This is a genomic window from Motiliproteus sp. (genome assembly GCF_965230735.1).
In the GTDB taxonomy this organism is placed as follows: Bacteria; Pseudomonadota; Gammaproteobacteria; order Pseudomonadales; family Balneatricaceae; genus Motiliproteus.
Map to the genome: position 1 here is coordinate 2,622,294 of NZ_OZ246016.1, position 25,055 is coordinate 2,647,348.

General features: G+C 54.1%; 29 protein-coding genes. 10 read left to right on the forward strand and 19 right to left on the reverse strand.

Translation table 11 applies throughout. From position 1 onward, the window contains the following. Positions 1-679: 679 nt before the first annotated feature. Together ACO05M_RS12165 and ACO05M_RS12170 are read left to right on the forward strand one after the other, a co-directional pair. Complete coding sequence (locus ACO05M_RS12165) at positions 680-1,375, forward strand: hypothetical protein (protein WP_421863093.1); 696 nt, start codon at positions 680-682, stop codon at positions 1,373-1,375. 136 nt (positions 1,376-1,511) lie between these two features. Beyond that, positions 1,512-2,357, forward strand: coding sequence for an urea transporter (locus tag ACO05M_RS12170; RefSeq protein ID WP_421863095.1), 846 nt, complete (start codon positions 1,512-1,514; stop codon positions 2,355-2,357). Positions 2,358-2,434: 77 nt separating this feature from the next. Here the strand turns inward: ACO05M_RS12170 and ACO05M_RS12175 are convergent, their stop codons facing one another. After that, a complete protein-coding gene (locus tag ACO05M_RS12175) occupies positions 2,435-2,812 on the reverse strand; it encodes a thiol-disulfide oxidoreductase DCC family protein (protein ID WP_421863097.1) in 378 nt (125 codons plus the stop codon). A gap of 244 nt (positions 2,813-3,056) precedes the next feature. Beyond that, a complete protein-coding gene (locus ACO05M_RS12180; RefSeq protein WP_421863100.1) occupies positions 3,057-4,694 on the reverse strand; it encodes a fatty acid--CoA ligase in 1,638 nt (545 codons plus the stop codon). Between the two features lie 240 nt (positions 4,695-4,934). Here ACO05M_RS12180 and ACO05M_RS12185 point away from each other — a divergent pair, with 240 nt between their 5' ends. Beyond that, positions 4,935-5,957: an AraC family transcriptional regulator gene (locus ACO05M_RS12185; protein WP_421863102.1), complete on the forward strand. Its 1,023-nt coding sequence runs from the start codon at positions 4,935-4,937 to the stop codon at positions 5,955-5,957. Between the two features lie 78 nt (positions 5,958-6,035). Here ACO05M_RS12185 and ACO05M_RS12190 read toward each other — a convergent pair whose 3' ends face one another. The 5 genes from ACO05M_RS12190 to ACO05M_RS12210 form a co-directional block, all read right to left on the reverse strand. Further along, a complete protein-coding gene (locus tag ACO05M_RS12190; RefSeq protein WP_165839984.1) occupies positions 6,036-6,206 on the reverse strand; it encodes a hypothetical protein in 171 nt (56 codons plus the stop codon). A 78-nt stretch (positions 6,207-6,284) separates the two neighbouring features. Next, entirely contained in the window at positions 6,285-7,673 is a 1,389-nt protein-coding gene (locus tag ACO05M_RS12195; RefSeq protein WP_421863105.1) for a class II fumarate hydratase, read from the reverse strand. A gap of 239 nt (positions 7,674-7,912) precedes the next feature. Continuing rightward, a complete protein-coding gene (locus tag ACO05M_RS12200) occupies positions 7,913-9,139 on the reverse strand; it encodes a tyrosine-type recombinase/integrase (protein WP_421863107.1) in 1,227 nt (408 codons plus the stop codon). A 1,033-nt stretch (positions 9,140-10,172) separates the two neighbouring features. Continuing rightward, a complete protein-coding gene (locus tag ACO05M_RS12205) occupies positions 10,173-10,508 on the reverse strand; it encodes a hypothetical protein (protein ID WP_421863109.1) in 336 nt (111 codons plus the stop codon). Then, the gene (locus ACO05M_RS12210; protein ID WP_421863112.1) at positions 10,459-10,932 is read right to left on the reverse strand and encodes a helix-turn-helix domain-containing protein; all 474 of its coding nucleotides are present in this window, start codon (positions 10,930-10,932) and stop codon (positions 10,459-10,461) included. The genes ACO05M_RS12205 and ACO05M_RS12210 overlap by 50 nt, the downstream gene beginning before the upstream one ends. Before the next feature lie 236 nt (positions 10,933-11,168). Here ACO05M_RS12210 and ACO05M_RS12215 point away from each other — a divergent pair, with 236 nt between their 5' ends. The 3 genes from ACO05M_RS12215 to ACO05M_RS12225 all read left to right on the forward strand — a co-directional run bounded on the left by ACO05M_RS12215 (position 11,169) and on the right by ACO05M_RS12225 (position 12,852). After that, positions 11,169-12,194 carry a phage/plasmid replication protein, II/X family gene (locus ACO05M_RS12215; protein WP_421863114.1) on the forward strand — a complete coding sequence of 342 codons (1,026 nt, stop codon included), beginning with the start codon at positions 11,169-11,171 and terminating at the stop codon, positions 12,192-12,194. Between the two features lie 3 nt (positions 12,195-12,197). Next, positions 12,198-12,521 carry a hypothetical protein gene (locus ACO05M_RS12220; protein WP_421863117.1) on the forward strand — a complete coding sequence of 108 codons (324 nt, stop codon included), beginning with the start codon at positions 12,198-12,200 and terminating at the stop codon, positions 12,519-12,521. Positions 12,522-12,585: 64 nt separating this feature from the next. Further along, a complete protein-coding gene (locus tag ACO05M_RS12225) occupies positions 12,586-12,852 on the forward strand; it encodes a hypothetical protein (protein ID WP_421863120.1) in 267 nt (88 codons plus the stop codon). A gap of 305 nt (positions 12,853-13,157) precedes the next feature. Here ACO05M_RS12225 and ACO05M_RS12230 read toward each other — a convergent pair whose 3' ends face one another. Then, the gene (locus tag ACO05M_RS12230; protein ID WP_421863109.1) at positions 13,158-13,493 is read right to left on the reverse strand and encodes a hypothetical protein; all 336 of its coding nucleotides are present in this window, start codon (positions 13,491-13,493) and stop codon (positions 13,158-13,160) included. Continuing rightward, positions 13,444-13,917: a helix-turn-helix domain-containing protein gene (locus tag ACO05M_RS12235; RefSeq protein ID WP_421863112.1), complete on the reverse strand. Its 474-nt coding sequence runs from the start codon at positions 13,915-13,917 to the stop codon at positions 13,444-13,446. Before ACO05M_RS12235 ends, ACO05M_RS12230 begins: the two co-directional genes overlap by 50 nt. A gap of 236 nt (positions 13,918-14,153) precedes the next feature. On the opposite strand from ACO05M_RS12235, the gene ACO05M_RS12240 reads away from it, so the two are divergent. From ACO05M_RS12240 to ACO05M_RS12250, 3 genes are all read left to right on the forward strand, one after another. Beyond that, positions 14,154-15,179: a phage/plasmid replication protein, II/X family gene (locus ACO05M_RS12240; RefSeq protein ID WP_421863114.1), complete on the forward strand. Its 1,026-nt coding sequence runs from the start codon at positions 14,154-14,156 to the stop codon at positions 15,177-15,179. A 3-nt stretch (positions 15,180-15,182) separates the two neighbouring features. Beyond that, positions 15,183-15,506: a hypothetical protein gene (locus ACO05M_RS12245; RefSeq protein ID WP_421863117.1), complete on the forward strand. Its 324-nt coding sequence runs from the start codon at positions 15,183-15,185 to the stop codon at positions 15,504-15,506. A gap of 64 nt (positions 15,507-15,570) precedes the next feature. Then, positions 15,571-15,837, forward strand: a complete 267-nt coding sequence (locus tag ACO05M_RS12250) for a hypothetical protein (protein ID WP_421863120.1) — start codon at positions 15,571-15,573, stop codon at positions 15,835-15,837. Between the two features lie 212 nt (positions 15,838-16,049). Here the strand turns inward: ACO05M_RS12250 and ACO05M_RS12255 are convergent, their stop codons facing one another. Next, complete coding sequence (locus ACO05M_RS12255; protein WP_421863123.1) at positions 16,050-16,805, reverse strand: DNA-binding domain-containing protein; 756 nt, start codon at positions 16,803-16,805, stop codon at positions 16,050-16,052. Continuing rightward, complete coding sequence (locus ACO05M_RS12260) at positions 16,795-17,670, reverse strand: DUF692 domain-containing protein (RefSeq protein ID WP_421863126.1); 876 nt, start codon at positions 17,668-17,670, stop codon at positions 16,795-16,797. Before ACO05M_RS12260 ends, ACO05M_RS12255 begins: the two co-directional genes overlap by 11 nt. Before the next feature lie 197 nt (positions 17,671-17,867). Here ACO05M_RS12260 and ACO05M_RS12265 point away from each other — a divergent pair, with 197 nt between their 5' ends. After that, positions 17,868-18,701 carry an AraC family transcriptional regulator gene (locus tag ACO05M_RS12265; protein ID WP_421863129.1) on the forward strand — a complete coding sequence of 278 codons (834 nt, stop codon included), beginning with the start codon at positions 17,868-17,870 and terminating at the stop codon, positions 18,699-18,701. A gap of 115 nt (positions 18,702-18,816) precedes the next feature. Here ACO05M_RS12265 and ACO05M_RS12270 read toward each other — a convergent pair whose 3' ends face one another. The 8 genes from ACO05M_RS12270 to speB all read right to left on the reverse strand — a co-directional run bounded on the left by ACO05M_RS12270 (position 18,817) and on the right by speB (position 24,996). Beyond that, the gene (locus ACO05M_RS12270; RefSeq protein ID WP_421863133.1) at positions 18,817-19,287 is read right to left on the reverse strand and encodes a DoxX family protein; all 471 of its coding nucleotides are present in this window, start codon (positions 19,285-19,287) and stop codon (positions 18,817-18,819) included. A gap of 119 nt (positions 19,288-19,406) precedes the next feature. Beyond that, positions 19,407-19,685 (reverse strand): DUF2282 domain-containing protein, encoded by a 279-nt coding sequence (locus tag ACO05M_RS12275; protein ID WP_421863136.1) that lies wholly within the window; start codon positions 19,683-19,685, stop codon positions 19,407-19,409. Continuing rightward, positions 19,678-20,007, reverse strand: a complete 330-nt coding sequence (locus ACO05M_RS12280; protein WP_421863139.1) for a thioredoxin family protein — start codon at positions 20,005-20,007, stop codon at positions 19,678-19,680. The genes ACO05M_RS12275 and ACO05M_RS12280 overlap by 8 nt, the downstream gene beginning before the upstream one ends. A gap of 36 nt (positions 20,008-20,043) precedes the next feature. Continuing rightward, entirely contained in the window at positions 20,044-20,523 is a 480-nt protein-coding gene (locus ACO05M_RS12285; protein WP_421863141.1) for a YHS domain-containing (seleno)protein, read from the reverse strand. Positions 20,524-20,730: 207 nt separating this feature from the next. Then, on the reverse strand, positions 20,731-21,636 hold the full coding sequence (locus ACO05M_RS12290) for a hypothetical protein (protein WP_421863144.1): 906 nt from the start codon (positions 21,634-21,636) through the stop codon (positions 20,731-20,733). Positions 21,637-21,752: 116 nt separating this feature from the next. Continuing rightward, complete coding sequence (locus tag ACO05M_RS12295; RefSeq protein ID WP_421863145.1) at positions 21,753-22,379, reverse strand: hypothetical protein; 627 nt, start codon at positions 22,377-22,379, stop codon at positions 21,753-21,755. Between the two features lie 194 nt (positions 22,380-22,573). Then, on the reverse strand, positions 22,574-23,989 hold the full coding sequence (locus tag ACO05M_RS12300) for an APC family permease (protein WP_421863147.1): 1,416 nt from the start codon (positions 23,987-23,989) through the stop codon (positions 22,574-22,576). Positions 23,990-24,045: 56 nt separating this feature from the next. Next, positions 24,046-24,996 (reverse strand): agmatinase, encoded by a 951-nt coding sequence (gene speB / locus ACO05M_RS12305; RefSeq protein ID WP_421863150.1) that lies wholly within the window; start codon positions 24,994-24,996, stop codon positions 24,046-24,048. Positions 24,997-25,055 lie beyond the last annotated feature (59 nt).

Sequence of the window (25,055 nt, forward strand, 5' to 3'; positions counted from 1 at the left end):
TTTATTGTTCTTGGTCTGACCAATCCGCTTTACAGCTTTAACAACAAAAAAGAGCAGGAACTGCTGATCGACTTCAAAATGAGAATAGTGGAGGTATTTAGGGCCTGCAACTTCAGCCCGAGATATTGTTGATCAGATTCGGGCTGAAAATTCTGTGAGTTACGTGAAGATTAAAACGCACGTTTGCAGTGCACTCCTAAGGCAACCCGCTTTGGCGCGCAGCTCCGCCGGTTGCGATGATGAAGTCGGCTTAGCGGGGGGCAATAACGATCGCCAAGGCGCAGATAATCACCAAAACGATAAAGTACTTGGCAAAATTTTTGCGGAAGTTGCTCGGCCCCTCTTTGGCCAGAACGCCGCAGGAAGGGCAGGACTCGCGGCTTATCGGATACTGGCATTGGCAATTTGAGCAGGTCCGGGTCTGTTCGGTCTGGGTCAATTTGTGGTCTCCGTTTTGAACCCCTGGAAAGATTCGCTCAGTTTAACAATCCCCGTGGAGTACAGGCTTGATCAAGGCTAAGCGACGATCATTATTCTGCACCGTTTGAACGGCCGTGTGTTCAACTTACCTGGCGAATAAATTTCGCCATCCAGTAAATCCTAGCGTTTTAGTCTGCTATTTTATTAGCAGCCGCTAACAAAGCGGCAGCGCAATCCATTTTTCTCAAAGGAGTCGACCTTGAGACAGGGGTTTCTGGTTTCGGTTCTGATGCTGGGGTGGCTAACGGCTTCGTCGGTCCATGGCGAAGAGGTGTGGAAAATTGCTTCGTTAAATTGGGAACCGTATTCCAGCGCGCGGATGACTACCCAGGGGAATGCGATTCAAAAGCTACGCACGTTACTGAAGCAGCAAAACATTACCTTGCAGGTCGATTTCTATCCTTGGGCGAGGGCCAAGCGGATCGCGCAGGAGGCGGAGTATGTCGGCTATTTTCCCGCGTGGCCGGAGGAGGTCGGTGACGGCTTCGTCGCCTCGCCGGTTATCGACTGGTCCTGGATAGCGGTATTGAAGCAAGCCGGTAGAGACGTTAACTTTCAACAGCTTGACCAGCTATTTGAAAGTTATAAAGTAGGCTTGGTGAGTACCTATGTGTGCCCGGATGCGATCACGCGATCGGCACTCAGCTCTTCGGGCAATGTTGTCTATGCGCCCAACGAAGCGTCGCTGCTAAAGATGCTGGTGGCCGGACGGCAGGACTGCGCTGTTACCGATCCCAATGTGATGATGTATCTATCGGAACGTGATGGCATCGGCCAGATTGAGACGGTCAGGACATTGTTCAAAAAGGAATTGGTTCTGGCCATGCGAGCATCGGCAGATAACCAGCACCGAATCGAACGACTCAAGTCGCTACTGCAAGATCCGGCTTTATAATTTCTTCCCTTCGACGCTACAGGGGCGAATCCCGCCCTTGGCCCGAACATTTGTTTGAACTGGCGCTGTCAGGCTGGTGCGCAAGACACTAGGGTAAGACCAGATTCGGGCCCTGACTAAGAGATGGATTGCATTGATGAAAACCTGGTGGGTAGCGCTGCTACGTGGTTTCGGCCAGCTGTTGTTTATGCCCCACGCTGGGGCCGGTGCCCTGGTGCTGCTGGGAATTCTGATTAATTCGCCGTTGATGTTGGCTGGCGCACTCGTCGGTGGGATCGGAGCGACGCTGGCCGGGCGATGGACGATGCCGGTCAACGAGTTCAATCAGGGCTTGTCCGGTTTCAATGGCGTGCTGCTGGGGTTGGCGGCAACCCTGTTGATGCAGCCCAGCCTGCTGCTGTGGTGTCTGGTGTTTTTCGGTGGTGCAGTGACAGCCTGGTGTTTCAACTGGGGGATGCGTCGCCATTGGCAGCTGCTAACGGCGCCCTATATCGGTCTGATGCTGTTGATCTGGGTGGCATTGCCCAACTTGCCGGCAGCCGATGGCGGTTGGCAGCTGCATTGGTCTGATGGCTACGTTATCTCCGGCGTGCTCACTGGTGTCGGGCAAATGGGCTTTCAGGGTAGCCTGGTGTCGGCGCTCTGTATGCTTACCGGATTGTGGCTGGGGGGAGGCTGGCGTGCGGTCTTCTGGGCGCTGTTGGGCAGCCTGATCGGTGCATTGTCAGGCTATGCGGTTGGTACCCAGCAGTTTGCGCTGGCGATCGGGCTTGCCGGCTATAACAGCGCCTTGATCGCCGTGGCGCTGGGTATCGTTTCCGGGCATCACTGGCGCAGTTGGCAGCTCTGGTTGGGAATCAGTGCGGCAACCGCGCTGGCGCTGACAGGACTGAAGATGGCGCTGTTCCCCATACTAACGCTGCCTTTCGTGCTGGCCATGTGGCTGGTAATCGGTGTGGAGCGGTTGAAGCTTAAGGCCTAATAAGATCTATGAAAAAACCCGGGATTTAGTGCCCGAGCCGGTAAACAATGAGCCGGGGACTGCCGGTAGGATTGAGGTTATTTAGGCCAGCGACCGCTTTGCTTTAGCCGACGGTTGACACTGTAGTGGTAGCCACGCGCCAGTAGAGGGCGGATCACCGGCAGACCGATCAACCAGGCCAGCGGTTTTAACCAGATAACCCGCCTCATCAGCACGATATAAGCATCCAGCTCAGAAAGTACCTGGCCGTCGGCAGTCATGATATGAAGCTCAGCCAGTGCCTTTTGAGGATCAATCCCTAGCTGTTCGACCTCGGCATCTCGATCCGTAATATCAAACCACAGAACTTCTCCAGGCTTATCAGCCGCCATTTTTTCATAGTTGCAGCGATCTTTAACGCATCTTGGACAGGCGCCATCGTAAAAGACGGTGATTTTTGTGTCTGACGCATTCACTGGAAACCACCTCGCTCTCATTCGGGCAGACGAGGCTGGAACACCGAATGAGAACTTCTAGCTTTTCCTGAGAGAGGGCTAAATCTGGCCGATGCACAACTTAGTGTCGGATGTTTTTAGCTTAGTTTTTGTGGTCGATTTTGGCCATCTGCAGCGAATTGAGGCGAGACTTACCTTCTGGTTAAGTCAGGGAATGCACTGTAACCCGGACGATAAAAATGCCCGCCGAGGCGGGCACGGAAGGTTAAACAAGCTGGGCGCGAATCCGTTTCTTGTCGATTTTGCCGACACTGGTCTTTGGAATATCATCGACCAGATCGATGGTTTCCGGGATCGCCCATTTGTTGATTTGGCCGCTCTCAACAAACTGCTCCAGGTGGAGTCTGATCATTTCCACTTCAAGGTCGCCGTTTTGGCTGACGATCAGCGCATGCGGGCGCTCCCCCCAGCGTTGATCCGGCACACCAACGACCGCAACGCTGGCCACCTGAGGATGGCGACTGATCAGACTCTCCAGCTCCAAGGACGAGATCCATTCGCCGCCGGTCTTGATCACATCTTTAATCCGGTCCCGAATCTCGACATATCCGTCGCCGGAAATGGTGGCGACATCGCCGGTGTGAAGCCAGCCGCCGGACCATAGCTCGTCGCCCTTGCCTGGTTCGTGGAGGTAGCTCTGGGTTAGCCAGGGCGCTCGGACAACGACCTCGCCCGATGCAGTGCCGTCCTGTGGTAGCGGTTTGCCCGTAGGGTCCCAGATCTGCATATCGACCAGGTTTGTTGGTACGCCCGCTTTGACACGGTAGGCGATCTGCTGCTGCTCGGTTTGTTGGCTGATGCGGCGGTCGATACGGGTTACGCTCAGTAAGGGGCAGGTCTCCGACATGCCGTAGCCGGTGTAAGTCTGGATACCCAGTTCGGCCGCTTTGTTGGCCAGCCCAGGGGTCAAGGGGCTGCCGCCGATCAGCGCCTTCCAGTTGGAAAAATCGGTATTGTTGGCTTCGTCGCTACTTAACAGCATCTGGAAAATCGTCGGTACGCAGTGGGAGAAGGTCACACCCTCTTCACGAATCAACCGCACCAGTTCGTCAGGCACGTAGCGACCCGGATAGACCTGCTGCAGGCCCAGCATGGTGGCGACATAGGGCATCCCCCAGGCATGGACATGGAACATCGGTGTTATCGGCATGTACACGCAATCGCTGCCCATCAAGGGTTTGAGGTCGGCATTGGCCAGGGCGCCCACCATATTGAGCGTATGCAGTACAAGCTGGCGATGGCTGAAATAGACCCCCTTGGGATTGCCGGTGGTACCGGTGGTGTAGAAGGTGGTAGCAACGGAGTTTTCGTCAAAATCAGGGAAGTCAAAATGGGTGTCGGCTTGAGCCAACAGCGCCTCATACTCGCCGGCGTGTGGCAGGGCAGAGGTTGGTTGCTTGTCGTGGTCGCTTAACAGGACATAGTTTTTGACCGTGCTGAGCTGCCCCTGAACACTCTCGACCAAGGATAGAAAGTCCTCATGCACCAGCACCAGATCATCTTCGGCGTGATTCATGGTGTACAGCAGCTGCTCCGGTGACAGGCGGATGTTTACCGTATGCAGCACAGCCCCGATCATCGGCACGGCAAAGAAACATTCCAGATAGCGGTGACTGTCCCAGTCCAGCACCGCGACAGTATCACCGGGGCCGATACCCAGGTCACTCAGAGCATTGGCAAGGCGGCAGACCCGTTCGTTGAATTCCCGATAGCTGAAGCGTTGCTCGCCACGGTACACAATGGTGTTTTCCTGTTCGTAGCGCTGTGCCGAGGTTAGCAGGCGCTTGATCAGCAGCGGGTAGGCGTAGGCCTCGTCACTGGCGGGCAGAATTTTAGTCTTCATAGCGTGTGGCCTCTAAGGCGTTGTTATTAGAGATGCGTCTGGGGGTACAGCGCAGAATGCAGGCCCAGGTCAACGGGTCGATGAACTTCATCGCCGCGTTCCATCTAGCATGCAAAACGCCTCGGGGGGCCGCAATCCCAGCATCCGTTGATGATATGAAGTTGGCGTATCGGGATTAGACTCTAGGGAAAAAATCGATAACCTGAGAAAATCATCAGTAACTGAACAGGGGATGTGCGTATGGCAACGGTAGCGACCACGCTTGGCGGATGGGTGCTAGCCATTGCGCGCGCTTTGGAAAGTTACGGCATAGACCCGGAGCCGGTATGCCGCGTGGCTGATATCGATCTAGACGCAGCCTGGGACCCCAATGCCCGATTTGAAGTGGTGAAAACAACCCGCTTGTTTCAACTGGGCGCCGAAGTGTCTGAAGACCCATGTTTTGGTTTGACGGTAGGTCGAATGATGCGGCCGACTTCCTGGCATGCGCTAGGTTTTTCACTGTGGGCCAGCCAGGACTTAACCCAGGCATTGGAACGGGTAAATCGATTCACCAAGATCTTTACCAACAGTGCCTATACCGGGCTGGATTTTGAGCCGGATCGACTTAAATTTTGGGGTCGCAGCTATCCTGCTTACCAACCGGTGCTGACTAACTATCAATACGAAGCGTTCCTGGCGACGATTATGTTGACCTGCCGCCACCTTTATCCGCAGCACTTTCAGCCGTTGAGGGTCGGGCTACCGAGGCACGAAGCTCTGGCTGACATGAGTAGTTTCGAGCGGATGTTCAAGTGCCCGGTGCTGTTGAATCAGGACCGGGTCTGGATGGAGATCGATCTGGAAACCGCGACCCAGCGGCTGCCTACCGCCAATCCCGAACTGGCCCAGAAGAATGACCAGATCTGTCTTGAGTACATCTCGCGCTTCGACCGCTCCGACGTTCAGAGTCAGGTTTACTATCGCCTGTTGGAAGACCTCAGCGATGGCGAGCCCCAGATGGAAACGATGGCCGAGAAGCTGAATGTCAGCGTGCGAACTTTGCAGCGCAAACTCAGAGAGCAGGGGGCCAGCTACAAACAGCTTGTGGATGATGTGCGCAGGGACCTGGCGATGCAGTATATGGAGCAATCCCATATGCCGATCGCTGAGGTAAGCTACCGTCTGGGCTTCGCCCATGTCGGCAACTTCTCCCGTGCATTTAAACGCTGGAGTGGAGACTCGCCCGCGGAATGGCGTGAGCGGCACGAAACGCTGGGTTAACGCTGTGTATCGTGCAGTGACAAAGCAACAGAAGTAGAAACCTTCGGGTTACGACTTGAGATCAGCAGAGGAGGAGGGTTAGCTGAGCTTTTCTTCTAAGATACGCAACTGTTCTTGCAGCCGCTCAAGCTTGTGATCAGCCTCCTGCGCTAACGCCCGCGTGTTGGCAACCACTATATTCAGCTCTTCAGCAATGACGTGCTTTGAGGCAGCGCGCTCCTGCATATCTTCATAGGTGACGTGTTTCATGGCTCACCTCTCTTATGGAACAACAACCTTAGTATATACCCAGTGTTTCTGTCGGGCATTATTGCTCTCATATTGACGTTAAGAGTCGGTCTCTTTCCCGGTCAAACGCTTCGGGTCGAGTAGATGTTTGAGTTCTGCTTCATCCATCCCGGTGACCTCCAAAGCCACTTCAAGCAGCGGCCGTTTCTCGGCGTAGGCTTGTTTGGCGATGGCCGCGCCCTGCTCGTAGCCAATGACTCGATTGAGGGCAGTCACCAGAATCGGATTGTTCGCCAGCACCTGCTCGATCCGTTCGCTGTTGACCACAAATCCTTTGATCGCCTTATTAGCCAATAGCACCGCGCTGTTGGTCAGCAGCTCCAGGCTCTGTATCAGGTTATGCGCCACTAACGGCAACATCACATTGAGCTGAAAGTTACCTGACTGACCTGCCATGGTGATGCAGCTGTCGTTGCCGATCACCTGGGTGCAGGACATCGCGACGGCTTCGGGAATCACCGGATTGACCTTCCCCGGCATGATGCTGCTACCCGGCTGTAACGCCGGCAGGCGCAGATCTGACAATCCCGCCAACGGCCCGCTGTTGGCCCAGCGCAGGTCATTGCAGATCTTGATCAAGGCCACCGCCAAGGTCTTTAACTGGCCGCTCAGCTCGACCGCTGTATCCTGACAGCTAAGGGCCTCAAAATGATTGTCTGCCGGCTGCAGCGCCAAGCCGGTTTGTTGAGACAGTTCGGCACAGACCCGTTCAGCGAAGCCGTCCGGCGCGTTGATGCCGGTTCCCACCGCGGTTCCGCCAATGGCCAACCGGTGGAGTCGCGGTTGTACCGACTCCAAGCGATGCTGGGCCTGTCTGATCTGGGTTAACCAGCCGCTTAGCTCCTGGTCGAAGGTGACAGGCATCGCATCCATCAGATGGGTACGGCCGGTTTTGGTCACGCCTTCAAGCTCAATCGTTCGGTTTTCGATTACCCGAGCCAGGTGATCCAGCGCCGGAAGCAGCCGGTCGTTTAACAGCAAAGCCGCACTAAGATGGATACAGGTTGGGATCACGTCATTGGAACTCTGGCTCATGTTGACCTGATCATTGGGGTGCACCGGATGATGAACCAGCTCTGTCGCCAATGCAGCAATCACTTCGTTGGCGTTCATGTTGCTGCTGGTGCCGGAACCGGTCTGGAACACATCGACCGGGAAGTGGTTGTCGTACGTTCCCCGACTGACAGCCTCTGCCGCCTCGCTGATTGCTTGTGCAAGCTTAGGCTCTAATAAGCCCAGTTCCGCGTTAGCCAAGGCACAGGCAGCCTTGACCAGTCCCAACGCTCGAATAAACGCCCGCGACATACAGATCCCACTGATCGGGAAATTATCGACCGCCCGTTGTGTTTGGGCGCCATAGAGCGCGTGGGTCGGCACCTGCACCTCACCCATGCTGTCGGTTTCGGTTCTAAAGCGGCTATCGACCATAGCTGATCTCAGGTTTATATCGAGCGTCGTCCATTGCCCGTGGTTGCCGGTGCGAAAGAGCCGGCCCCAGACGAACGGTCTATCTACAGTTTAGTTGTTGGGGGAGGGCTGCAGCGGGTCTTAGTGAATTGCACGGGCTGGCATAAATACCACAAGAAAAGCTAATTAGCTCCTTCAGCTCCTGTCTATAAGTAATTGATAATGCAAACAAATGATCCCTGGATACTAGTAAGAATCGATTATACATCTTGGTCTTTAGCACTCGATGCCCGCTCCATATTGTCGGAATCCACGTAAAGCTCGTCGGTGGTTCTGATGCTCCCGTGACCCAAGTCGGCCTGTACGTGAGCAAGCTCACGGCCAGCTGCAACTTCCATCGATGCGCCGGTATGTCTCAACCAGTGGGTTGTGGCCGCTCTTAGCTCCGAGGCCTCGACTTCGAAACCATCTTTCAATAACGAGTCACAGCTTTCGGTGAAGGCGCATTCGACGATGTTGCGTAGCTGGCGGCTACCAATGCCCCGGTTACGGACCCTGGATTCGATTACCGGTTCTGATGAGTCTTTAGAGGGAAGGGGGGTTAAGCCTCTGTGTGCCCGATAGCGTTTTAGAAACTGCAGGTATTCGTTGGAGATGGATACATCCCTTTCTTTAGAACCTTTACCGAAAGTGCGGTACCACCAGTTACCTTCATGATCACGGTGGTAGTGGGACATTATTGGTAGCCAGTTTGGGCGTTCGGCCAGTTCCGATATGCGCAGCTTTAGAGACTTTAAGGTGGCTATTACGAACAGGGTTCTCTCGTGCTGAGGATCTGTATCAGCCATGGCGATAGCGGTGTTTAGCAGATATTCCCACTGCAGCTCGGATAGTCTCTTGGCGGTATTGATGCCGGTTTCCTGGCGCAGATAGGGGCAGTTTTTCTTAACGATAGGTATGTGATTGCCTGGAGCGTAGTCCTCAGCCATCAGGTAATTAAAGTAGACGCTAAGGTTGGAGAAAAGGCCCTGCCAGGATTTGGTGTTCAAGCGGCCTTTGCCGGCACCTGCGACACGGAAGGGGCGCCAGCGTTGATTGGGTTCGCGCGCACCGTTAACTGTAAGGAAACGCCTTTCAGTGTTATCGGCTTGCCAGATGGGGTCTGGCTTGGCGACAAAATCGGTATATTCCTCAAGGTCGCGTCTGCGTAGCTCGACGATGGATTTACGTTTAATCAGCCAAGACCACAGCAGCAGCCGTTCTGCATCCCCTCGAAACTTGTCGTAGGTATCCTGGCTTTTCTTGCTGTAACTGGTGAGGAAGTCCTTGGTGTAGCGATAGTCATCAAGCACGCATTGAACATCCAGGCCCAGAACAAAGGTTTCAACGGCGGGGCATTGATCGGCAAATACTGCGTTACGGGGAATCTGGTTGAAGAACTTAGCAGAATCGAACAGCGGCATACCAGGGAAGGATTTATGCGTCACGTAGAGAGCCTTAGCCAGTAGTAGATGATATTGGCCGAGTATAAGATTCGAGCCTATTGGTTACCAGTAGTGTCTACTACTGGAAATTCGATAAATATAACAAATCTAGAAAAGCCTTACCTAATAAGCTCTATTTCATTGAAAATAAAGCAGACTTCCTATGCGTACATTCATCGCACACATACGGCCTACCGACACAGTGGACACTGCAAGCCGCCTAAATTGAACTCACTCTAGGATCAATGCTGCAGTAATCCGTACCGTGAAGCCTCATGGCATGCAGGCATAACACCTTCGCTAATCCCGCACTTCCGTACGGACGCTGGAGCCATGATGCACAACACAAGTAGGTGCGCTACCTGAATCAGCAACCAGGCTCGCCACAGTGAATTCCGCAAGCCTAACCCTCAAGAACCTTCACAGATTTCACGTAGCGTCGCCGCCATTATCGGCAACAGGGTGATCGAGAGTCTCGCTGAAGATCTACTCAGCATTTCAGCATTTTCGGAGGAATGGCACATCCTATTGGGTCACCCGAGAGTCCAAGGGCGACTTCAATAAAGCGCGGTGACAAACCTGGCAATGCCGACAAAATCAGATGCCATACGGCTCAATACGAACGCTAGTCGACGAGCGGGATATCTGTATGAACTCACAATCGATACTTTGAATGCCTTGTCTGGATTAAGGGTGGTTTGAGTTGTTGGATTGAATGTTTCCCAAATAGGGCTCTTGCTACAACCACTAGGCCCCGACCTTTTCTATATCTAACTTCGCATAATGGATATATTCCGTTTAAAAACAGCAGGATAGATAGGTCGCAGCCTAGTGAGTGGTGGGGCTTTGCTCCACCCGATCGCCTGCGAAACAAACCCATTCGAGACCGCTGCGAGTAGGACGGGGCTTTCGGTGCGGCTTTACCAGGTAATTGTGAAGAGAGGAGCGATGGAGAGCGACGAACGAAACGAATTACCGCGGATCGGTCGTATTCGATGCACGACCGTGCACGAACCGACCGACCGCGGTTAATCGCTTAATCCTCGGGCCAAAGAGGGAAAACCATTAGCTGGGGCCCTGTGTCGAACAGGCTACAAACCATAGCTTCACTCTTGCAGCGCTGAGCTACTTTGATTGCCTTGTCTGAACGTCGGTACAGCTTGGCGTTCTCAGGTGTATGTGACCAGCCCCATCGCTCCATTTCCGACGTGTTCTCGTGTACAGCTAGAAACTCATCGCTTTCTTCGATATGGACCACATACCCCAGAAGTTGGGTCTCTTGGGGTAGATCATATTCTTTGATGATGTCTGCTACTTTTCGTTTAACTATTCCCACGGTAATAAGCCTCCATTGCTTCAGCTCTTTCGGCATCCTCTTCTTCCTGGATAGCCTCGTTCATCATTTGGTGGTCAATGTATTCTTCTCTTTCCATCTGTTCAATCAGGCTCGGTGGGGCCAAATCCTGAATCATGCTGTTTAGCCTATCTGCCAACAGGTATTTATCGATAATTGAAATAATCGCCACCCGATCTCCGATAGGCAGCTTGCTGGCATGTTCAAATGTATGCTTCAAGATTCCTGATAAGCCACTCTCTGATTTGTCGAATAAAAGCCGATCGGCTGAGCAATTCAGAGCTCTGATCAAAGCCTCCAAACTGGACAGCTTAGGATCCTTCACCTCTCCAGTTTCAATCCTGTAAATCGTTTTCTCAGGTACTCCTGAAATCTCTGATAGCTTCTTAGCTGTTAAATTTTGCTCAGTCCTGATCAGTCTTAACCGGTCACCGATGTCCATGAGAAGCCCTTTTGATAGCAAAAATCATATGATTTTGGGTTTCAGACAATAACAAACCCCCACCCGAAGGGTATTTATACCACGCGAATACCCATGCAAGGTTGTAAGACCCCATGCATGTATGTTCAGATTGGACCCTAGTGGGTGTTGACAGGTTTTTGGGTGGCGAAGGCCAGCGGTTAGTAATACTGGCCTTTTGTCTCATTTTGAGACTCTTTTGGGGTTCATGGGCACGGATGATCGACTGGGTATCAGCAGCGTTACCGCTGCTTCACCAACCGCTCAATGGGGGAACGGTCTGCAAGATCTTGCCGGACAGCTCCCTTGAGTGGTCGACCCGTTGTGCTATCTCGGTGGTCGGATCTCACGATGCCAGCATCCAGGTGAAAAGCGTAGGTGGTGACGGGCAGGGGAAGGCGACCCATCTGTACCTGCATGGCAACCCGTCGAAGTTCCTGCAGGGCCACAACATCTTCGGCAGCGATGATCTGGTTGCCCTGGTCTACGACACTTACCAGAAGGTCTGCAAAGCCCTGAAGCTCAGCCCGCAACTCGCAGAGCTGGGGGCTGTGAAGAAGGGTGCTTACAGCCTCTCAAGGGTAGATATCAATTACTCGTACTCACTTCCAACGCGCTCAGACGTTAATGCCTGGCTGCGCGCCGCCGAGTTCAAATCACGGACCCGGCATGGTCGGCCAGCCCTGAAGGGCGGCACTCTATACTGGGGCAAGAACTCACGCCGCTGGGCGCTGAAGGCTTACTGCAAGGGTGAAGAGATCGAAGCACCAAAACACCGATTACCGGACAACTTACTGGATACGAAACTACCAGAATGGGCAGACAACAAGCTACGAATTGAATTAGTACTGCGCGCTAAACAACTGAAAGAACTGGGCTTTGAAGAAGCAAAGACGCTGACTGTAGATGAGATCCGGCGAGTGTACCGGAGTTACCTGGAGCGATTAGAAATGAATGAGCAGCTAGCCCTGACGACTGACCAACTACTTGAGTTCCCGCAGAAACTGCGGTCCACCTACACGCTATGGCAGATCGGCGAGGATCTGCGATCAACACTTCCTAAGGCGACTTATTACCGCCACCGCAAGCAGCTGCTCGAATACGGCATCGATATCGCCCTCCGGCAGGAAGCTGCACCGCGAAACAATGTCGTACCTCTGGTGCGAGTCCTTGAGGCAGAGCCGGCAGAAATCCCGCAATGGGCTTTTGATGAGCAGCTGGTTCATCAGTCCGCCAGACACTGATCAATGGTCTCACGACCAATCAGGCGCTTCCTGGAGCCGCTGGACGATATCGAGACCCGGGCTCGCCGAACCTTCGGCCACTGTACCAGCCTCTACATGCACTACATCCTGCAGGAGTTCATGCGTTACTGGCGCGAGCTGGAGCAGCAGGGGCACCCGGAACTGAAAGGGAAAGCGATCGACGAGCTGTGCTTCTTCTTCGACCAGAAGCTACGCGATATTGCGTTCGCACGGTTCCAGATGGAATGGATGATCTACGAATACGACGGTGAAGATCTATATCCGATCGGTCACGAACCTGGACCGTTCTGGAGAAAAAGGAAGTAGCGCACCCAGCATCAGTTGCAGCTGATCCAGGGTGCTAATCACAACCAGCAAAGAGGTGCTGACCATGACTAACTTGGATCTTAAACGAGAACTCGATCTTGTGAAGCAGAGCTTGATCGATCTACAGGATCTCACCAAAACCGACGGCGTCGACGCAGTAACGCTCGAGTCGTTTATTACGCTGATCATTGATCGCTACGAGTGGGCGCATGACGAACTGGTATCGATGCTCCGGATAGCGGACCTGTTGGAGATCTCCAAAACCGAAGGCAAAGAAGCGGCGTTAGCGGCTTACGAAACCTGGGGGCAGGAGCAGAACGCAGCGCACTAAGCGCAGTAGCGCCACAACCGGCCCCAACCTTACCCATATACAACTTCGCATAATGGATATATTCCGTTTAAAAACAGCAGGATAGATAGGTCGCAGCCTAGTGAGTGGTGGGGCTTTGCTCCACCCGATCGCCTGCGAAACAAACCCATTCGAGACCGCTGCGAGTAGGACGGGGCTTTCGGTGCGGCTTTACCAGGTAATTGTGAAGAGAGGAGCGATGGAGAGCGACGAACGAAACGAATTACCGCGGATCGGTCGTATTCGATGCACGACCGTGCACGAACCGACCGACCGCGGTTAATCGCTTAATCCTCGGGCCAAAGAGGGAAAACCATTAGCTGGGGCCCTGTGTCGAACAGGCTACAAACCATAGCTTCACTCTTGCAGCGCTGAGCTACTTTGATTGCCTTGTCTGAACGTCGGTACAGCTTGGCGTTCTCAGGTGTATGTGACCAGCCCCATCGCTCCATTTCCGACGTGTTCTCGTGTACAGCTAGAAACTCATCGCTTTCTTCGATATGGACCACATACCCCAGAAGTTGGGTCTCTTGGGGTAGATCATATTCTTTGATGATGTCTGCTACTTTTCGTTTAACTATTCCCACGGTAATAAGCCTCCATTGCTTCAGCTCTTTCGGCATCCTCTTCTTCCTGGATAGCCTCGTTCATCATTTGGTGGTCAATGTATTCTTCTCTTTCCATCTGTTCAATCAGGCTCGGTGGGGCCAAATCCTGAATCATGCTGTTTAGCCTATCTGCCAACAGGTATTTATCGATAATTGAAATAATCGCCACCCGATCTCCGATAGGCAGCTTGCTGGCATGTTCAAATGTATGCTTCAAGATTCCTGATAAGCCACTCTCTGATTTGTCGAATAAAAGCCGATCGGCTGAGCAATTCAGAGCTCTGATCAAAGCCTCCAAACTGGACAGCTTAGGATCCTTCACCTCTCCAGTTTCAATCCTGTAAATCGTTTTCTCAGGTACTCCTGAAATCTCTGATAGCTTCTTAGCTGTTAAATTTTGCTCAGTCCTGATCAGTCTTAACCGGTCACCGATGTCCATGAGAAGCCCTTTTGATAGCAAAAATCATATGATTTTGGGTTTCAGACAATAACAAACCCCCACCCGAAGGGTATTTATACCACGCGAATACCCATGCAAGGTTGTAAGACCCCATGCATGTATGTTCAGATTGGACCCTAGTGGGTGTTGACAGGTTTTTGGGTGGCGAAGGCCAGCGGTTAGTAATACTGGCCTTTTGTCTCATTTTGAGACTCTTTTGGGGTTCATGGGCACGGATGATCGACTGGGTATCAGCAGCGTTACCGCTGCTTCACCAACCGCTCAATGGGGGAACGGTCTGCAAGATCTTGCCGGACAGCTCCCTTGAGTGGTCGACCCGTTGTGCTATCTCGGTGGTCGGATCTCACGATGCCAGCATCCAGGTGAAAAGCGTAGGTGGTGACGGGCAGGGGAAGGCGACCCATCTGTACCTGCATGGCAACCCGTCGAAGTTCCTGCAGGGCCACAACATCTTCGGCAGCGATGATCTGGTTGCCCTGGTCTACGACACTTACCAGAAGGTCTGCAAAGCCCTGAAGCTCAGCCCGCAACTCGCAGAGCTGGGGGCTGTGAAGAAGGGTGCTTACAGCCTCTCAAGGGTAGATATCAATTACTCGTACTCACTTCCAACGCGCTCAGACGTTAATGCCTGGCTGCGCGCCGCCGAGTTCAAATCACGGACCCGGCATGGTCGGCCAGCCCTGAAGGGCGGCACTCTATACTGGGGCAAGAACTCACGCCGCTGGGCGCTGAAGGCTTACTGCAAGGGTGAAGAGATCGAAGCACCAAAACACCGATTACCGGACAACTTACTGGATACGAAACTACCAGAATGGGCAGACAACAAGCTACGAATTGAATTAGTACTGCGCGCTAAACAACTGAAAGAACTGGGCTTTGAAGAAGCAAAGACGCTGACTGTAGATGAGATCCGGCGAGTGTACCGGAGTTACCTGGAGCGATTAGAAATGAATGAGCAGCTAGCCCTGACGACTGACCAACTACTTGAGTTCCCGCAGAAACTGCGGTCCACCTACACGCTATGGCAGATCGGCGAGGATCTGCGATCAACACTTCCTAAGGCGACTTATTACCGCCACCGCAAGCAGCTGCTCGAATACGGCATCGATATCGCCCTCCGGCAGGAAGCTGCACCGCGAAACAATGTCGTACCTCTGGTGCGAGTCCTTGAGGCAGAGCCGGCAGAAATCCCGCAATGGGCTTTTGATGAGCAGCTGGTTCATCAGTCCGCCAGACACTGATCAATGGTCTCACGACCAATCAGGCGCTTCCTGGAGCCGCTGGACGATATCGAGACCCGGGCTCGCCGAACCTTCGGCCACTGTACCAGCCTCTACATGCACTACATCCTGCAGGAGTTCATGCGTTACTGGCGCGAGCTGGAGCAGCAGGGGCACCCGGAACTGAAAGGGAAAGCGATCGACGAGCTGTGCTTCTTCTTCGACCAGAAGCTACGCGATATTGCGTTCGCACGGTTCCAGATGGAATGGATGATCTACGAATACGACGGTGAAGATCTATATCCGATCGGTCACGAACCTGGACCGTTCTGGAGAAAAAGGAAGTAGCGCACCCAGCATCAGTTGCAGCTGATCCAGGGTGCTAATCACAACCAGCAAAGAGGTGCTGACCATGACTAACTTGGATCTTAAACGAGAACTCGATCTTGTGAAGCAGAGCTTGATCGATCTACAGGATCTCACCAAAACCGACGGCGTCGACGCAGTAACGCTCGAGTCGTTTATTACGCTGATCATTGATCGCTACGAGTGGGCGCATGACGAACTGGTATCGATGCTCCGGATAGCGGACCTGTTGGAGATCTCCAAAACCGAAGGCAAAGAAGCGGCGTTAGCGGCTTACGAAACCTGGGGGCAGGAGCAGAACGCAGCGCACTAAGCGCAGTAGCGCCACAACCGGCCCCAACCTTACCCATATACAACTTCGCATAATATAGATTATGTTAAATGATAAATTATTAAGGATGATTGACCTCTGATAAGGGCTCGCTTTTTGGGGTTGAGTTGAAGAGCTGGTGATTACCTTCTCCGTTTAGAAAGCCTTAGTTTCAGGCTTTCTAAACGGTGTTGGCTCTGAGTAGATTGATTCCACTACTGCGGTGAAGAATGGATTTCAGTTATCAGATTCTGGCTGACGGCCATCGGTAGCCAGGCTTCAAAATCAAAATCGCTCGACTGCGCCAGATCCAGTGACACCGACAGCGTGTTCCCTGCACGCAGTGAGTTGATCCATCGCTGCTCCGCCACACCGACCTGTCGAACTTCGGTACGCTGCTGAACGCGGTAGATCAAACCAGACTGTCCCTGTCCGCGCTGCATCTTCTTTTTTGCTGCTGTAAACCATTCCTGCGGATCGGGCGTCTCTGCCTGGTGCGCCACCCATATATCAACAATCGGATACGCAGACTCTACAAACCTGACCGCTTGGTTAAATTGTAACCTCAGCTGCTCCGTCGGCTCACTGCCCAGCAGCGACAACGATGAAAGATCGAGCGGCGCGCTCTGGGTGCGGTTCATCCTATGCACGGCAAAATCTAATCGAGCGCAATCGCCGACATAAGGATAGGCTTCCAATTCTGATAATTGGTCCAAAAGATCGGCAAACCCACTCCCCCACAATCCCCAATCGCCCTCCTGCGGTGGCGAGGTTAATAGCAGCCGGTCAGCGGCATGCTGAAACAGCGCCTCACCGATTAGCTGAGCCACCGTCGGAAAACTGATCTTCAACGCCCGTCTGGCCGTTGCTTTCAGGTTGCGCTGATAGATCGCCAACCCTTTGGGTTCAAACCGATCCGATCCTTCATCGGCAAAGATCGCGGCAATCAAGCGTTGTTGATCAGTCAGCATGATGGATCACCTCATTGGCCAGATTTCGGGCTTTTTGGGCCTCCTCAACCAGTACTTGCCAGGTCGGTAGCTGGTTATCCCATTCGATCAAGGTTGGAACGGGGCCAAATCGTTGCAGCGCGTAGCCATACAGCGACCAAACTTCCTCCGACACCGGTTGTGCATGGTCGTCGATGACGATTTCACCGCTGGGGACTGCGCTATAACCGGCCAGGTGAATCTCACCGACCTTGTCTGCTGGAATCTGATCCAACCAGGACTTTGCATAGCTATTAACGTCTGCAACACCCAGGTTGCGGGCGTTCACAACGATGTTGTTAAGATCCACCAGCAAGCCACAACCGGTATTGCCGGTGATCGCCGCCAGAAACTCGGTTTCGCGCATACTAGTGTTCTCCGGCGTGATATAGGCCGAGACATTTTCCACCAGCAAACGCCGCCCAAGCCGCTGCTGGCAGCGGTCGATATTTCGGCAAATGATCGCGAGGTTCGCTTCGTTGTAAGCCAGCGGCAACAGATCACCGGCATGAATCGGGCTGTCGCGCCACTGACTCCAGGCAAACGCCGCGTGATCCGACAGCATAATTGGGGAGACCTGATCAACCAGCTTCCCTAGCGAATCCAGGTATGATTCCGGAATCTCGTGTTCAGACCCCAACCCCATGGCCGTGGAATGGAGACTGATCGGATAATGCTGTGCAACTTCAAGCAAAATGGACCGTGCCACACTGCCCTGGCCAAAAAAGTTTTCCGAATGCACTTCAATGAAATCGATCGGTGCCGGAGCGACCAAGACGTCCTGATAGTGCGGATGCCTGAGCCCCACACCGATGGCAGCTCCCTGTCCGCCAAGTGACTGCTGCATAGTTTCTCCTTACGGCAATCGCTGAGATATCTCCATTCCTGGAACTAAGTGAATGAAAAGTTGCCGTTTATTGTTGAACTGCTAACTGAGTGGTCATCCCACCCGCCATGTGGTTCTCAATGTAAAATGCATAGAGGTCTGGCAGGGATCAGATCATCCAGACCTTGAATCAGATCGTCCAAAAAGGCGTTATTTCGATGGATAGACTCTCGGACATACTCAACCGCTTCTCGATCAATGCCCAGGTGTTCTTCAGCGGTAATCTTTGCGGTATTCAAGCCTTCGGCGGCAACCAGGATGATGGTGGCAGCCTGCACCTGCTCAAATCCGGCACGCTGGCCTTTATCAATGACGAAGGCCACAAGATGGTACTTGAACGCCCGTCGGTGATTTTTATTCCGAAGATGTTCAAGCATCGGATCATTGCCAACGAGTCGGACAACGCTGAGCTGGTATGCGCCAACATCCACTACAGCGAGGGATTGAGTAATCCGCTGGTCGATGCACTGCCCAAGTTCCTCTACTTCGATTTGGAAGATACCGGCATGATGGGCCAAGCTGCGCAGTGGCTGTTTGATGAGGCGTTCGAAAACCGCTGTGGTCGCGACCCGATGATTGACCGCCTGTCCGATATCTTTCTTATTCAGCTGCTTCGCTATGTGCTTGACGAAGGAACGGTTACCCATGGATTGATGGCCGGCCTGGCGCACCCGCAGCTCTCAAAAGCGCTGACAGCGATGCATCAGGATCCGCAATCCCACTGGACGCTGGATTCGATGGCCGCCGAAGCCACGATGTCCCGATCCAAGTTCGCTGAGCTGTTTCGCGAGGTCATCGGTCAGCCCCCCGGTGACTACATCACCGAGTGGCGAGTCGCCCTGGCGCAGGGGCTGCTGAAGAAAAACAAACCTGTTGGTCTGGTTGCCCACGAAGTCGGCTACGAGAATGGCTCTGCCCTGGCTCGGGTCTTCAGAAAGAAAACCGGCCTATCGCCCAAGGAGTGGCTCGATAAGGTCAGAGGAGTCAACTAGCGGTAAAGACAGTGATGGCAACAAAAAGACGGCCTCAACGGCAACATCAACGAGCCAACGCAAGCTGGCTCGTCTCTTTTATCTACGGTCGCTGTCATCAGGGCCAGGAGTAAGCTTACTGCCCCGCTCGCTTACTGACCTTGAGGTTGTTTTTCAACCAAGCATCGGCAGACAGTGCGCCGGCTCCCCAGACGACAACCTGGGCCAGCAACAACCCCCAGATCACATGCAGACCCAATGCGGCGGGAGCAATCTCTTCCAAACTGATCACCGCCACAACGTTAACGACACTTAGGCCCAAGGCACCAAAACGCGCTCCCAATCCCAGAACAATCAAAATCGGGAGCAGAATTTCTCCGGAAGTCCCCAACACAGCGGCCCACTCGAAAGGCAGCAGTGGAACACTGTACTCTTCCTCAAACAAAAACAGCGTGGTGTCCCAATCCTGTAGCTTGGTCAGCCCGGCAGCAAAGAACACCTTGGCAACATACAGCCGCGCTGCCAACAGCGCGACCGGCTGCAGGTAATTCAACGGCTGGGTCGTTTGCCAATAGAAACCGGCGAATTGACCGATCATGCTTTTCATCGTCAGATACCTCTTGTTTGAATGGCCAGTTACATTAATTCGGGGTCAGTCCTCGCTGGACGAGACAGAAGCTGACCCCGTTCAAGATCGGCATAGCAAACCAGATTAACTTTGGTTTTTTAGCCTTTGTTTTGCTGATGTTTTTTTTTGGCTTCCGCTTTTAGTAACCCGCCTAGGTCGTGGCAGGTCCCCTTAGCGACCAGCTTCCACTCACCCGGGTCGTTATCGACCGTTGACTGACCTGCACAGGAATGGGTCCCCGCCAGATTACCGCAGTCGTTCTGACCGGCTTCGGCGATTCCATAACACTTTTCCTTGCCTGCTGCTTGGGCCGGTGTCACGACGCCTGCGGCCATCACGGCGGCTAGGGCTGCACTCGCTACCAGTTGCTTATTCATGTTCTTGCTTCCTCTTTTCATTAATCCAGTTCGCCAGCATCGTGCCCGGCATGGCACCAACCTGGCCGTCGACCACCCGCCCCTGTTTCAACAGCAGCAAGGTGGGAACCCCGCGCAGTCCGTATCGACCCGCGAGCTCCGGCACCTCGTCGACATCCGCTTTGAAGGTGGTCAACGACTGCTCGTAATCAGCGGCCAGGCGCTCGACTATCGGACCCATGGTTTGGCACGGGCCGCACCAGGTGGCGCTGAAGTAGACCAACGCCCAATCTTTTTCTTTGGCAATTGACTCAAAGTCATCATTAGGTGTGAGTCGTTTCATCACGCCACCTCGCTATCGTTTACAGGTTTACCGGCGTTACTCGGCGTTCAGTTCCGCAGCCGCAGTGGTGCGAATCTCCGGCCAGTTCGCTTCGGCGGTATCGATGTAACCCGGCACATCGGTCAGCCACTTCTTCTGCACCGCGTGATTCAGATTCAGATACAGCTTGTTATCGGCGATGTGCCAAGCGGTCGGGTCGGTATCCAGTTTTTTCTCAAGCGCGACACCCATGGCGCAGTAACCGCCGTACTGAGGCGCATACTTCTCCGGGTTTTCACGGAACAGGTCGCGATTTTCTGCGCTGCTGAACTGGTAGATCGCGTTTTTGTAGGTGGCGGTAAACTTGGCATCACCCTGGGTCGGCTTGCCCTCGGTGAAGTAAGCCACGGTGTCGTAGCCCTGAATCGCCAGATCATTCGCATCCGCGTTCATATCGATATCAGCCGCGAAAGTCAGGCTAGCGCCGGCCAGTGCCGCTACGGCAGTCAGTGCTTTGAAGGTTTGTTTCAGTTTCATGGTCAAATCTCTATTCGTTATTGATCGTTTCCAGGGCGGGCTGCGAACATGTCGTGCCGCCTGGTGATCAATTTAGGGATTCAGCCGGGATGATTGGGATCAGATCGTCCAGAACTTGGAACAGATCATCCAAAACAGATAGAAATATGTTGTTAAAGGAGGCACGCGCCCGTACCGGCGCATACAGATAGCGCGAAAAGGCGCGGATTAAGGATCTAAACCGGCGTTGCTAGCAATCAGCGCCAGAGCCCAACGTTGAGCTTCCGGATAGTGGTCAGCATCCAGTACTGCCTCCTGCCAACGCCCCGACGTGTCCAATAGCACCGTTTCACCGTCGGGCTGCCACCGTTTGGCGGCTCCCAGATAGGTGATCGGCGGTTTGACCGCCATCGAATCATCGTCGAAATCGCTGTCATAGGGGCAGAACCAGCCAGGTAACCGCCAACGACTGACCCGCGGCTTGGACGCCTCTGATGCGGTCTCTGTGAGCACCAGTCCTGAATCATAGTTCGGAAAGACGCCAGCACCGGCAAACTCAAGGTCAGCGTCGCCCAGTGACAAGTGGTTCGCAGCCAGATACAGGGTGTTATTGGTGATATCCGGCGACACCAGATGGGGATGATAAGCGGCCCATGGGAACTGAGTTGCGGTATCCTCACTGACCAGCACCACCTTCCCCACCTGCATCCAGCCCCAAAGCACGTGCTGCTTGGGTTGGCTGCGGTCAAACGCCCAACCCTCTGCCGTCTCTTTTACGGCCTGATAGAGCCCGAAAAACAGGAACAGATCCCCCTCGGCTACACCCTGCTTGTGAAGATGTCCCTGGGCTTGCTTCATCTGTCCAAACACCGGTAGCCAACCGGGCTGACGCGCCAGAACTTCGCTTGAGAGATCCGGATCCAGATGGGCCTGGTTGTCTGAGCCAACCTTGCTTCCGCCCAACTGATCAACCAGATCGCCGAAGTTAATGCCGTACTGATTCAAATCCCGATAGCAGATTCCGGAGCGACTATCGGGGATAGGCAGCGAGATCATCCGACCATCAGGAAGAATCGGGCTCGGACAGCCGCCGGAGCTGAGGTCAAAGCCTTTGCGGCTGATGATGATTTTCATGCTGGATGCTGCTCTCTTTACCGCCGACAAACGCGAATGTGCCGACTCGACCCGCTTGCAAGAGTATGTTGAGCGACGAAGGCGCGCGTATCAAGGCTTCAATATCAGCAGGGCTATCAGAGGGTCGGCTTCAGGTCACAGCGCAGGGTTCCTTGAGCAAATCGTTCAATGTCGATCTGTTGCTGCAGCCCCCGGTGAAACTCCTTGGTCGTGCCCAGCAATCGATCACAGCTGTTATTGGAATAATTCGGCGACTGGCGACAAATCTCGACTGCCTGCCCCGTCTCATCGAAGGATACCCAGCCGGTACGCTGATATCGGCCCCGCTTATCCTCCAATTCAATCGCCCTGACCTCTCCCCGGACCAAGTCGAACGCTACCGGCTGTGCTGATTTCCATTTGCCGGAGAATCTGACCTGCAACGGTTCCAGAACGCACTGCACCAGATCACCGTAGCGGGCGTGGCGTCTTAGCGCTAATTGCTGTTCCTTGATTCGGGCTTCGGCGGCCAGCTCAGCCTGTCTTTCTTGGGCTCGCGCCTGTATCCGGACCTTGTCGATCTCCGCCTGCTGTTGATAGGCCTGCAACTGCTCCTCCCGGCTCAGCTGAGCCCATTCCTCATCGGGGATACGAAGCGGATTGGATGCGATACAGCCGCTGAGCAGCAGCAACAAAAGCAGGATCATTACCGCGACGATGAAAGCGGGTAGCTTTTGCAGAACCGATGGTATAAGCGGCGACATAAATTGACCTCTTAGGTTGACGAAGTCAGCCTAAGTCGCTGTAACTTAACGGCAGCTGAAACCGATCTCGCGATCAAATTTGATCACCGGCAGCGTCGCTGTCCTGTTTGCCTGCGGCTTATCCGAGTGACATAAAAAAGCCCGGCGCGATTAACGCGCCGGGCTTCATCGATGGCTTAACGAATGCTTAGCCGTCAGGCAGAGCCCGCTTCCAACGCACCGACACGTTGTTGCTTCTTCTGCGCTTCGCCCCAACGGACCAGGTATTCACCGATGGCCAGGGTGATCAGTACACCACCGCCGACCTGGGTGATAAACATCAGATCCAGCGGCTCGCCCGGAACCCAGACGAACAGCACAATGGCCATCGACAGGATCGTCAGACACAGCAGAGAGATGGCAAAAGCACCTACGGTACCGCCGGGGATCCGGAATGGACGTGGACGCTTGGCATCGCTCAGGCGCAGCTTCAAGAACGCCAGATGCATGGCCAGGTAAGGCAGCAGGAAGATGATCGCGCTGAAGGAGAACAGGGTCCAGAACAGCTCTTCGGCACTGTTGGCCATCAGTCCGTACAGGATCAGAATCGAGGAGCTGATGATGCCGGTCAGCACTGCTGAACCGATCGGAGCCTTGTGCTCGGGATGGACCCAGCCGAACAGTGCCGGCATCTCTTTGGCATCCGCCGCTTCAACCGCGGCCCGGTTACCGCCCAGGGTCCAGGTCACCATGGTTGAAAACAGGGTGTAGAGCGCCAGCGCGCCGATCAACAACGCCATGGAGTCGCCCAGTGCGCTACCGCCGAACAGCTCTTTCAGGGTTACCGCTAGGATATCGACCATGTCGACATTCTCGGCGGGCACTGCAGCCAAAACCCCAACGGTACCAAAAATATAGAACGCCGCAGCCACCAGGCCTGCACCCAGCATCGCGCGAGGGATATTGCGCTCCGGTTTGATGATCTCGTCGCTTTCGGCACTGATCAGCTCGATACCCAAGCAGCCGTAAACCACCACCGGCAGATACAGCAGACCGGCAGAGAGGTCATCCATCGCCGCGCCAAAGCCCAGGTCGTTGGCAAAGCCGTGGTTAAGTCCGTAGAAGATACCCGCGCCGCCCAGTGTCAAAATGACTGCGAACTTGGTCAGGGTGCCGACGTTGGGAATCCACTTGCTGTAATCGAGCCTGATGCAGTTGGCCCAGGTGGTTAACCAGCACAGCGCCACCCCCAAGCCGATCTGGGCCCAAAGACTCATCTCCGGTGCAAACAGGGCCGCAAAGATACCGGCAAACATGATGTAGACCGCCGGCATCCACAGGGCGATATTGATCCAATATTGCCAGGTGATACGGGCTGCCCAGCGGGTATTGAAGGCATCGCGGACCCAGGCGTAGATACCGCCCTGCTCCGGATAAGCGGTGCCCAACTCGGCGGTTACCAATGTGTTCGGAATCAAAAACAGCACGATGATTACCAACCACCAGAAGATGGCAGCAGGGCCGACAGCGGCCGCCATCGCGATCTGATCGACAAGCAGCACCGCCGAGACGGTGTAAATCGTGACGTCCAGTGCGGTAAGCGTTTTTTTATGACTACTGGGAGAACTCATAGTTATTACCTTAGTTATTGTTGTACTTCAGGTTTTAAGTATCAAAAGCCGTGTAACTAGAGTCCTTTTCGGTTGCGATCGGCCAGAAGATAGAGAAATTCCAATGCCAGCGTGGCCGCAGCCAGCGACGTGATTTCGGCGTGATCATAGGAGGGAGCCACCTCCACCAGATCCATACCGATCAGATCCACGCCCTTGAGGCCACGGATCACTTTCAGGGCGCAATCGGTGGTGATACCGGCGGTGACCGGTGTGCCGGTACCCGGCGCGCAACTGGGGTCGAGGCCGTCGATATCAAAGCTCAGGTAAGCCTTGCGATCTCCCACCCGATCAAGGATTCGCTCAAGTACCGCGGCCGGACCATGATCATTGACCCAGGCCGCATCGAGGACTTCCAGGGGATGGCTATCGGCGTCAAAGGAGGTACGGATTCCGATCTGGATGGAGTGCTCGATATCGATCAAACCTTCCTTCATGGCGTGATAGAACACCGTGCCATGATCGTATTTGGAACCGCCGGAATAGGTATCGGTGTGGGCATCGAAGTGAATCAGCGCCACCGGGCCGTATTTCTTGGCGTGAGCCCGAAGCAGCGGCAGACTGATGAAGTGATCGCCGCCGAAGCTGAGCATCTGCTTGCCCGCCTCCAGCACGCGGCAGGCATGGGCTTCCGCGTTGGTAACGAAGCTTTCCGGCTCACCGTACTGAAAATGGATGTCGCCGCAATCGATCACTTTCAGGTGATCCTCCAGGGCGAAGTTCCAGGGCCAACGAACCGCTTCCCAAACCAGGTTGGATGAGGCCGCGCGAATCCCTTTGGGTCCCAGGCGAGAGCCGGAACGACCGCTGCAGGCCAAATCAAACGGCACACCGCTGACGACTACCTGGGCATCACTGCCCTCGATATCCCGACTGGCTTCGAATCCCATAAAGGTGTCGGTATGGGTGGCATAGATGGGAACGTACTCTTCGTTTGCCTTGGCGTAAGGATCGGCGGAACCGCTCATCTGGTCATCCTTTTTACTGTTGTTGTCATGGAGAATTGCCACAGGCCGGAATCGAAATC